The sequence below is a fragment of the Accumulibacter sp. genome, from assembly GCF_023806565.1.
In the GTDB taxonomy this organism is placed as follows: Bacteria; Pseudomonadota; Gammaproteobacteria; order Burkholderiales; family Rhodocyclaceae; genus Accumulibacter.
The window spans coordinates 1-9643 of record NZ_JAMTDV010000122.1 but is presented as its reverse complement, the minus strand read 5'-3'; the positions used below and the strand labels follow the sequence as shown (position 1 = coordinate 9643).

The following is a 9643-nucleotide window of genomic DNA, read 5'->3' as shown; positions in this document are numbered from 1 at the left end:
GGGGTCAAGTCTTGACTCTTGCCACTGGTTAGCTTGTAGTGGCTAAAGTCACGACCCGACTCCGACCGCTCGTGGTAAGTCGCGGAGATCTGGGACAGGGTAAGCGCAACCAGCAAGCCTTGGCGCGGAGTTTGCTGTATCTGCCGCATGTAGCTATCCTGGGCCGGTGCCCAGACGCTACCGCACTGGATTCCGGCCTGCGCCGGAATGACGAGGTTCGGACGGCCCGTGCTTTCACGCCAAACCCCGCTATAGGGATGGCTGGTGATTCAATCAGTGGTTCGTTCGATCGGCAACCAGTCTGGCCCAATCACTTCCGCGACGACCCAGGGGCATTCGTCCGGAAAGGTATCCACACCGGTTTCCGAGATCGCTTGAGAAACCGCATCTGCCCATACGTCGGACCACCACCGCACATCGTTGAGTTTGTCTGACAGGCTGGGGGTTTCTTCGAGCCGGAGCAGACGCGCTTGCGCTGCTCCTTGATCGTCCGTACCCGACTGCTTCCGCGTCGATCTGGCTGGTATTGCCACTTGAGCAGGTGGGCCAAGAGGACGGCCATACGGTTTGCCAGCTCGCGCTGTTCGCTCTTGCCCACGTCCTCAATTTCCTCCGCGATGTGCTCGAGGTCGAGCAGATCAAAGCGACCGGCACGAATCAACCGGGCCTGTTCGTTGGCCCACGCCATCACATCCGTCTCGTATCTTGTGCTCACTCCGCCCTCCTGTGGCAAGAGTCTTGTCGCGGCATCATCCCCAACGAACTGTGACAGCAACTTCCATACGGCTGGGCGACAAGTCGATGTCCGGTATGCCCGTCCTCACGCCACACGAAACACAAGCGCCATTGCTGATTGACGCGAATGCTGTGCCGGGCCTTGCGATCATTCTTCAGCGCTTCGAGTCGATTACCGGGTGGAACTCCCAGGCTGGCCAGCTCGCTTGCCTCCCGCCTTCAACAGGACCCACAGCGCGCCATCGCCGCCGTCGCTGGGCGGCGCGTGACAGAAGGCGAGAACGTCCTGGCAGCGACTCAACCAGGCCTTGACCAGCTGCCGCAGAACCCCTTCCCGTCCCGGCGAGCCGTGGCCGCGGCCGTGCACGATGCGCAGACAGCGCTTGTCGGCAGCCCGCGCCTGCGCGACGAACAGTGACACCCGCGCATGTGCCTCGTGGCGGTTCATGCCGTGCAGATCGAGATGATCCTGGATGCTCCAGCGACCCCGACGCAGATCGCGCAGCAGGGTACGCGGCAGCCCGCTGCGCAGGAACGAGTCGGCACCGCCCAGGTCGAGCCAGTCATCGATGGCCAACGGTCCATGCAGCAGCTCACCGACCACGGCGGCTTCGTCGCGTTCGCGCTGCTGCGGTCGCGGACTCGGCTTGGGCACTTCGACGATGACCCGATCGCACCTGCGCAAGGGAATCGCGCCGTCAACCGCGGCGCGAAAGGCGGCCAGATCCTCCGCAGTGGGTTGGTGTCGCCGAGTCATGGCTGGCAGCGATCCTCTTCCTCTCCCCGGGAAGGTCCCGATGCGCACGTCCCTGACAGCGCGCAGGCGTCAGCCGGTCAGCCCGAGACTGTCGAGGTAGCGCTCGGCATCGAGCGCCGCCATGCAGCCGCTGGCAGCCGAAGTGCAGGCCTGGCGATAGATGTGATCCTGCACATCGCCGGCGGCAAAGACGCCGGCGATCGAGGTCGCCGTGAAGTTGCCCTGCTGGCCGCACCGGGTCAGCAGGTAGCCACCGTCCATCGCCAGCTGGCCGACGAACAGCTCGGTGTTCGGCTTGTGCCCGATGGCGATGAAGACGCCCATCACCGCCAGGTCTTCGGTCGTGTCGGTGAGCCTGTTGCGCAGGCGGACGCCGGTCACCCCGGATTGGTCGCCGAGCACCTCGTCGAGCGTGCAGTTCCAGCGGATCGTCACCTTGCCGGCTCGCTCCTTGGCGAACAGCTTGTCGTGCAGGATTTTCTCGCCGCGCAGCCTGTCGCGTCGATGCACCAGGGTCACGTGGCTGGCGATGTTCGCCAGGTACAGCGCCTCCTCGACCGCGGTATTGCCGCCGCCGATCACCGCGACCGGCTGGTCGCGATAGAAGAAGCCGTCGCAGGTGGCGCAGGCGGACACGCCACGGCCGGCAAACTCCTCTTCGGAAGGCAGCCCCAGATACTGGGCCGAGGCGCCGGTCGCGATGATCAGCGCGTCGCAGGTGTAGGTGCCGGAATCGCCGATCAGCGTGAACGGCTTCTCGGTCAGGCGCGCGGTATGAATCTGGTCGAAAATGATTTCCGTTGCGAATCGACGCGCATGCTCCTCGAAGCGCTGCATCAGCTCCGGCCCCTGCACGCCCTGGGCGTCGGCCGGCCAGTTGTCGACGTCGGTCGTGGTCATCAATTGGCCTCCCTGGGCGATGCCGGTGACCAATACCGGCTTCAGATTGGCACGCGCCGCATATACCGCCGCAGTGTAGCCGGCAGGTCCGGATCCGAGGATCAACAGGCGGCAGTGACGGGTCGCTTCGCTCATTTGGATTCGCTCCGGTATTGGATCAGGGAAAAATTATAACCGGCAACGCTGGCCGCCTCGCGGTCGAGTTCGTCTCCGGATTTCTTCGCAAAGCTGCAAAGTGCCTTATAATCGCGGCGCAAGCCCTTGATAGAAATCACTTCAATTGATGAAAGAATGGTCTATGAACATGGAGGTCGAACAACCCCGCAGAGGACCCAGCCTGACTTTGCTGCACAGCATCCCGATCTTTGCCGGCGTTCCCGACGTACAGCTCGAGCAGATCGCCAAAGTCGCCTTTCGTCGCCGGGTGCCACGACAGACGACCATCGTGCGCGCCGGAGACAGCACCGACTCGCTCTACGTACTGATCAGCGGCGGCGCCAAGGTGCTCAACAGCGACGAAGAAGGGAGGGAGGTCATTCTGACACTGCTCGGCCCCGGCGAGTTCTTCGGTGAGATGGGTTTGATCGACGGCAGCCCGCGTTCCGCCGACGTGATGGCGACCGAAGCCTGCGAACTGCTGGTGATCACCAAGAACGACTTCAAGCGCTGTCTGGCCGAGAATTTCGACCTCTGCCTGAACATCATGAAGAGCCTGGTGCAGCGCCTGCGCGAAGCGGACCGCAACATCGAGAGCCTGGCACTGCTCGACGTCTATGGTCGGGTCGCCAAACTGCTGATCGACTTCTCGGAAGACGAACGTGGTGTGCGCGTGATCAAGCGCCGGCTGACCAAGCAGGACATCGCCAAGATGATCGGTGCTTCGCGCGAAATGGTCAGCCGGGTGATGAAGGATCTTGAGAATCGCGGCTACTTCCGCGTCGATGAAGGCCGCATCGTCATTCTCGAAAAGCGCCTGCCGTCGCCGGACGCTCCCACGCATCGACCCTGACCTGCACAAGATCGGCGGCAACCCATGGCCCTGCTGACCAAACTTGCCGGCCGGATGGCGTACCCGGCGAGAACACCGAGTCCGCTGCCGGAGAAGATCGCGGCCTTGCTGCAGGAGTCGCGCTGGCTCGTCCTGATCGTCGTCGCCAGCTTCATCGCGCTCTCCCTGTGGGGATACGATCGCTCCGATCCCGGTTGGTCGCACGCGGTTTACAAGGCGACACTGCACAACCCGGCTGGCCGTAGCGGCGCCTGGCTGGCCGATCTGCTGCTCTACGTTTTCGGCTTGTCTGCGTGGTGGTCCGTCGTTCTGCTGCTGGTCTTCGTCTGGTGGGGTTATCGGCGCCTCGACGGCCAGCGGCCGACCGATCGGCGACCGCTGTACATAGCGCTGGCCGGCTTTCTCGTCCTGATCGTCGCCAGCAGCGGGCTCGAAAACCTACGCTTCTACAGCCTCCGGGCGACGCTTCCGGTCGGACCCGGCGGTGTCATCGGGATCGAACTCGGCACTCTTGCCGTGCGCTATCTCGGGTACACGGGCGCGACGCTGACGCTCGTTTCGCTGCTGATGCTCGGCTGGAGCATCTTTTCCGGAATGTCCTGGATCACTGCCGCCGAACGCGTAGGCGCCGTCTTCGAGGCGCTGGTCGTCGGCGTGCGCACCCTCTTCGAGCGCTGGCAGGACCGGCGCATCGGCCGCGAAGTGGCGCGCGAGCGCGAGGCGGTAGTCGAGGGCGAGAAGAAGCGCGGCGAAACGCACGCAGCGGGCCCTGTCGAAAAGCCGGAAGTCCGCTCGCGTCCGGCGAAGGCCGGCGTGCGTGCGGAAGAACCGAGCCTGCACGGCGAGCCCGTCACCCTGCCGGCGGCAACTACCGAGGCGGACGAGCGCGGCGAAGAGCCCAGGCTCGCCGACGAACCGGCCGACCTCGCCGACGGCACGCCGCCCGAACCTGCGCTGGACGCGAACGTCGAAGCGGCGATCCCGCCGCGGCTGCCGGCAAAAGTCGAAAAGCGGATCGAACGCGAGCGGCAGCCGCCGCTATTCCCGGAGGCAGTCGAAGGCGGCATGCTGCCGCCGCTCCACCTGCTTGAACCCGCGCCCATACAGAATACCCGCGTCAGCGCCGAAACCGTCGAATACACTTCGAGACTGATCGAACGCAAACTCGCCGACTTCGGCGTGCAGGTAGCCGTCACCGCTGCCTACCCCGGCCCGGTGATCACTCGCTACGAGATCGAACCGGCAGTCGGCGTCAAGGGAGCGCAGATTCTCAATCTGGCGAAGGACCTGGCGCGCTCGCTGTCGCTCATTTCGGTACGCGTCGTGGAAACGGTTCCCGGCAAATCGTCGATGGCACTCGAACTGCCCAATCCCAAGCGGCAGACGGTTCGCCTGCTCGAGATCATCTCCAGCGCCGAATACCACGACATGAACTCGCCGCTGACGATGACCCTCGGCAAGGACATCGGCGGCCAGCCGTTGGTTGTCGACCTGGCCAGGATGCCGCATCTGCTGGTCGCTGGAACGACCGGTTCGGGCAAGTCGGTCGGGATCAACGCGATGATCCTGTCGCTGCTCTACAAGGCCGGACCCGACCAGGTGCGGCTGATCCTGGTCGATCCGAAAATGCTCGAACTGTCGATCTACGAGGGCATCCCGCACCTGCTCGCACCGGTGGTGGTCGACATGAAGCAGGCTGCCAACGCGCTCAACTGGTGCGTCGGCGAAATGGAGAAGCGTTACAAGCTGATGTCGGCGATGGGCGTGCGCAATATCGGCGGTCTCAACCAGCGCATTCGCGACGCCGCGAAGAGCGGTGAAAGGATTCCCAATCCCGTATCGCTCACTCCCGACGCGCCGGAACCCCTGTCCACCATGCCCTTCATCGTCGTCATCATCGACGAACTCGCCGACCTGATGATGGTTGCCGGCAAGACCGTCGAGCAGTTGATCGCCCGCCTGGCGCAAAAGGCGCGCGCTTCCGGCATTCACCTGATCCTGGCGACGCAGCGGCCATCGGTGGACGTGATCACCGGCCTGATCAAGGCCAACATCCCGACGCGCATTTCCTTCCAGGTTTCGTCGAAGGTCGATTCGCGCACCATTCTCGACCAGATGGGTGCGGAAACCCTGCTCGGTCAGGGAGACATGCTTTATCTGGCGCCGGGCACCGGCTATCCGACCCGCGTGCATGGCGCCTTTGTCGCCGACGATGAAGTGCATCGCGTCGTCGACTACCTCAAGAAGACGGGTGCGCCGGATTACGTCGATGGCGTCCTGACCGGCGCCGGCGCCGACGACGATGGCGAAGGTGCCGGCGAAAACGGCGGCGCCGATAGCGACGGCGAGGCCGATCCGGTCTATGACCAGGCGGTAGAAGTCGTGTTGAAAAACCGGCGGGCGTCGATCTCGCTGGTGCAGCGTCACTTGCGAATCGGTTACAACCGATCCGCACGCCTGATCGAAGCAATGGAAAAAGCCGGCCTGGTCTCCGCCATGGACGCCCGCGGCGGCCGCGAGGTCCTTGCTCGGCGGGAAGAAGAATGATCCGGCGCAGCGTTCTCGCAGTGGTCTGTCTGCTCGCCGCCGCTCTGGCGCGCGCAGACGCGATCGACCAACTGCACCGCTTCCTCGAATCGACGCGGACCTTGCGCGCCGATTTCACGCAGACGGTGGTGGGCAGGAGCGGACGCCAGCCGCAAATTTCGAGCGGCGTGATGATGTTCTCCCGCCCGGGAAAATTCCGCTGGCAGATCGAGAAGCCGTATTCGCAGTTGCTGGTGGGCGACGGCGAGAAAGTCTGGATCCACGACCCCGATCTGCGTCAGGTCACGGTCAAGCAGGCGGGAGCAGCGCTCGGCGGAACCCCGGCTTCGCTGCTCGCTGGCGACACCGTGATCGAGAAGAATTTCACGCTGCGTGAGGCCGGCGAACGGGACGGGCTGGAGTGGATCGAAGCGATTCCCAAGGCGCAGGACAGCGGTTTCGACCGCGTCCGTATCGGCTTTGCCGGTGGCGAGCTGAGGGCGATGGAGTTGCTCGACAGCCTCGGCCAGAACACTTCGCTGCGCTTCGCGCATATCGAACGGAATCCCCGCCTCGCGCCGTCGCTGTTCCGCTTCATCCCGCCGGCCAACGCCGACGTGATTGGCGAATGACGGGATACGACGCCGCCGGTTTGCGACGCAGGTTTGCTTGACTTGCCGTTCGCGCACCGTATAATGCGCACTTCCCTGAAGTCGCATGCACCCTTGACTTCACGGCAGGCGCGTAGCTCAGCTGGTTAGAGCACCACCTTGACATGGTGGGGGTCGTTGGTTCGAGTCCAATCGCGCCTACCACGAAACCATCCCAGGCATCGGTTTCCGTGGTCTAAAATCCCTCGAGGACAACTGATTCTGCCACACTGGCAGCTCGTGGCTTCGCTGCTCGCGAGGCGGCGGGCTCCCCTCTCCCTCTTCTTGAACCGCCGCGTCGGATAACTCCGCCGGCCTTCGTTTTTTTGCTACCATCCCCTTGGCACGACAAGCGCTATCAGGCAGCGCGGAAGCGCAGCGAGGACGCGCGCGAAACAGGGTACTGATCGCCGGGGAGACGGAAAGTGAATCTGACGGTATGGGTCGATGTCGCGATCGGGCTGAGCCTGGTCTATCTTGGCGCCAGCCTCTTCGTGACGGTGATCAACGAGTACGTGGCCCAACTGCTGAATCTCCGCGGCAAGCAGCTCTGCGACTCGCTCAAGGAACTGATCGCCGACGCCGATGTCCGCGAGCTTCTCAAACACAGTCCGGCGCTGAAGCCCTTTTTCGATGCACAGGCGGGCCGGGCTCCGTCCTACATCGATCCCAATATTCTCGCGCACCTGCTGGTCGGTGGCCTGGCAATCGGTTCGACGGCCGGCGACACCTGTCGGCGTGCATCCGACACGATCGACAAATTGCCGGACAGCGCGCTGAAAAAGCAACTCCAGGCGCTGGTAGCAACCGCGGGGAGCAGCACCGACGCGCTGGTGACCGCGGTGGGCGAGTGGGCCGACCGCTCGCTCACCGTACTTGGCGGTAAGTACAAGCGTTACCTGCAAACGATCAGTTTCTGGATCGGCCTTGCCGTCGCGATCGGGCTGAACATCGACACGATCACCCTGACCGAGCAACTCTATCGCGACCGGGATACCCGCGACGCAACCGTCTCCCTCGGCGTGCAGATCACCGAGAGTACGTCGCAGAAGACCTTCAATCATTGCCTCTCGCTGACGCCCCAGCAACGCAAGGCGGACACCGCCTGCGCCCCGTTAACCGGTCTCGTCGACGCTGTACAGGGCCGCAACGATTCGCTCGGCAAACTCCCGATCGGCTGGTCGGAGAGGCCGGACGACAAGGAATCGTCGCCCGCCTCGTGGCTGCCGCCGGCCGTCTGGCGCTGGGGAAGTCGCGGGCTCGGCTGGGTGCTGACCGCTTTGGCCATTTCGCTCGGTGCGCCGTTCTGGTTCGACCTGCTCAACAAGGTCGTGAACCTACGCCACGGCATGGGCAAACCGGAAGTGGTGAAGAAACCGGAAGCCGACCGGCCAGCCAGCAGCGCAAGCTGACCGGCGGCGCGCCGGTGGCCGCATGTCGCCGGCGCTCAGCCGGAACGCACAGCGGCAGCTAGCATTTCGCGCGTCACTGCCTCGGCCACGCGAATGCCGTCGACGGCTGCCGAGAGAATCCCGCCGGCGTAGCCGGCGCCTTCCCCGGCCGGATACAGACCCCTGAGGTTGACGCTCTGGCAGTCGTCGCCACGCGTGATGCGCACCGGGGACGAGGTACGCGTCTCGACCCCCGTGAGCACCGCGTCGGGCATCGCGAAACCACGAATCTGGCGATCAAAGGCGGGCAGTGCCTCGCGAATCGCGGCGACCGCGTAGTCCGGCAAGGCGCGGGCGAGATTGGTCAGACGAACGCCCGGCTGATACGAAGGAAGCACCCGGCCGAGCCGGGTCGACGGCCGGTCGGCAAGGAAATCGCCGACCAGTTGTCCGGGTGCTTCGTAGGTTCCGCCACCGAGTTCGAAGGCGCGCGCCTCCAGTTGCCTTTGCAGCTCGACACCGGCCAGCGGCCCGCCAGGGTAATCGAGCGGCGTGATGCCGACGACGATGCCGGCGTTGGCGTTGCGTTCGTTGCGCGAATACTGGCTCATGCCGTTGGTCACCACTCGCTGCGGTTCGGAAGTCGCGGCCACCACGGTGCCGCCGGGACACATGCAGAAGCTGTACACCGAGCGCCCGTTGCGGCAATGGTGGACCAGCTTGTAATCGGCGGCACCGAGCAGCGGATTGCCGGCGTGCGGGCCGAAACGCGCCCGGTCGATCAGCGATTGCGGATGCTCGATGCGAAAGCCGATCGAAAACGGTTTCGCCTCCAGATGCACGCCGGCCCGGTGCAACATCTCGAAGGTGTCGCGCGCGCTGTGACCGAGCGCCAGGATCACCGCTTCGCCGCACAGCTCCTCGCCCGAGGCCAGGGTCACGCCACGCACCCTGCCCCGTTCGCTGTGCAGACCGGTGACCCGCTGCTGGAAGCGCACCTCGCCGCCAAGCCGCTCGATCTCGTGGCGAATCTGTTCGACCATCCCGACCAGCCGGAACGTGCCGATATGCGGCTTGCCGACATAGAGGATTTCGGCGGAAGCGCCGGCCTTGACGAACTCTTCCAGCACCTTGCGCCCGTAGTGCTTCGGGTCCCTGATCTGGCTGTACAGCTTGCCGTCGGAAAAAGTGCCGGCACCGCCTTCGCCAAACTGCACGTTCGACTCGGGGTTGAGCAGCTTCTTCCGCCACAAGCCCCAGGTATCCTGCGTGCGCTCGCGCACCGCCTTGCCACGTTCGAGGACGATCGGCCGGAAACCGCTCTGCGCGAGAATCAGCGCAGCAAAAATCCCGGCCGGACCGAAACCGACGACGATCGGCCGGGTCGCGAGCTGCGCCGGGGCCCGGCCGACGAAACGGTAACGCATGTCCGGCGTCGCCTGTAGTTGCGGGTCGTCGGCGAATCTTTCGAGCAGCGCGGCCTCGTTGGGAACCGCCACGTCGACACTGTAGATGAAGCTCGGGGCGCCGGTCCGCCGCGCATCGCAACTGCGCCGGAAAACCCTGAGCTCGCCGACCGCCTCCTCGGCGATTCCGAGGCGGGCGGCGACCGCGCCGGCAAGCGCGGCCGGCGGATGATCGATCGGAAGACGGATTTCGCTGACGCGCAGCATGC

General features: G+C 64.6%; 8 protein-coding genes, 1 tRNA gene and 2 pseudogenes. 5 read left to right on the top strand and 6 right to left on the bottom strand.

The window, feature by feature from the left end; all coding sequences use genetic code 11:
• Window positions 1-269: 269 nt before the first annotated feature.
• The 5 genes and pseudogenes from NFV80_RS14405 to NFV80_RS14385 form a co-directional block, all read right to left on the bottom strand.
• Window positions 270-715, bottom strand: a pseudogene (locus NFV80_RS14405) (DUF29 domain-containing protein).
• 98 nt (window positions 716-813) lie between these two features.
• Window positions 814-945: pseudogene (locus NFV80_RS14400) on the bottom strand (type II toxin-antitoxin system RelE/ParE family toxin); the annotation flags it as partial.
• Window positions 908-1492: a Smr/MutS family protein gene (locus NFV80_RS14395; protein WP_295326157.1), complete on the bottom strand. Its 585-nt coding sequence runs from the start codon at window positions 1490-1492 to the stop codon at window positions 908-910. The gene NFV80_RS14395 and the pseudogene NFV80_RS14400, both read right to left, overlap by 38 nt.
• A gap of 69 nt (window positions 1493-1561) precedes the next feature.
• Complete coding sequence (trxB, locus tag NFV80_RS14390; protein ID WP_295326159.1) at window positions 1562-2527, bottom strand: thioredoxin-disulfide reductase; 966 nt, start codon at window positions 2525-2527, stop codon at window positions 1562-1564.
• Window positions 2524-2667 carry a hypothetical protein gene (locus NFV80_RS14385; protein ID WP_295326161.1) on the bottom strand — a complete coding sequence of 48 codons (144 nt, stop codon included), beginning with the start codon at window positions 2665-2667 and terminating at the stop codon, window positions 2524-2526. Before NFV80_RS14385 ends, trxB begins: the two co-directional genes overlap by 4 nt.
• A 29-nt stretch (window positions 2668-2696) precedes the next feature.
• On the opposite strand from NFV80_RS14385, the gene NFV80_RS14380 reads away from it, so the two are divergent.
• The 5 genes from NFV80_RS14380 to NFV80_RS14360 all read left to right on the top strand — a co-directional run bounded on the left by NFV80_RS14380 (window position 2697) and on the right by NFV80_RS14360 (window position 7989).
• A complete protein-coding gene (locus NFV80_RS14380; protein WP_295326172.1) occupies window positions 2697-3401 on the top strand; it encodes a cyclic nucleotide-binding domain-containing protein in 705 nt (234 codons plus the stop codon).
• A gap of 24 nt (window positions 3402-3425) precedes the next feature.
• The gene (locus tag NFV80_RS14375; protein ID WP_296759105.1) at window positions 3426-5948 is read left to right on the top strand and encodes a DNA translocase FtsK; all 2523 of its coding nucleotides are present in this window, start codon (window positions 3426-3428) and stop codon (window positions 5946-5948) included.
• Window positions 5945-6559, top strand: coding sequence for an outer membrane lipoprotein chaperone LolA (gene lolA / locus NFV80_RS14370; protein WP_295326164.1), 615 nt, complete (start codon window positions 5945-5947; stop codon window positions 6557-6559). Before NFV80_RS14375 ends, lolA begins: the two co-directional genes overlap by 4 nt.
• 106 nt (window positions 6560-6665) lie before the next feature.
• Window positions 6666-6742: transfer RNA gene (locus tag NFV80_RS14365), tRNA-Val, on the top strand.
• A gap of 260 nt (window positions 6743-7002) precedes the next feature.
• Window positions 7003-7989 (top strand): hypothetical protein, encoded by a 987-nt coding sequence (locus tag NFV80_RS14360; protein WP_296759102.1) that lies wholly within the window; start codon window positions 7003-7005, stop codon window positions 7987-7989.
• Window positions 7990-8024: 35 nt separating this feature from the next.
• Here the strand turns inward: NFV80_RS14360 and NFV80_RS14355 are convergent, their stop codons facing one another.
• The gene (locus tag NFV80_RS14355) at window positions 8025-9641 is read right to left on the bottom strand and encodes an NAD(P)/FAD-dependent oxidoreductase (protein WP_296759099.1); all 1617 of its coding nucleotides are present in this window, start codon (window positions 9639-9641) and stop codon (window positions 8025-8027) included.
• Window positions 9642-9643 lie beyond the last annotated feature (2 nt).

Bases quoted from the DNA above. Each gene is read 5' to 3' on its own strand.
- NFV80_RS14395 (WP_295326157.1), bottom strand. From the start codon at position 1,492: ATGACTCGGCGACACCAACCCACTGCGGAGGATCTGGCCGCCTTTCGC.
- trxB (WP_295326159.1), bottom strand. From the start codon at position 2,527: ATGAGCGAAGCGACCCGTCACTGCCGCCTGTTGATCCTCGGATCCGGA.
- NFV80_RS14380 (WP_295326172.1), top strand. From the start codon at position 2,697: ATGGAGGTCGAACAACCCCGCAGAGGACCCAGCCTGACTTTGCTGCAC.
- NFV80_RS14375 (WP_296759105.1), top strand. From the start codon at position 3,426: ATGGCCCTGCTGACCAAACTTGCCGGCCGGATGGCGTACCCGGCGAGA.
- lolA (WP_295326164.1), top strand. From the start codon at position 5,945: ATGATCCGGCGCAGCGTTCTCGCAGTGGTCTGTCTGCTCGCCGCCGCT.
- NFV80_RS14355 (WP_296759099.1), bottom strand. From the start codon at position 9,641: ATGCTGCGCGTCAGCGAAATCCGTCTTCCGATCGATCATCCGCCGGCC.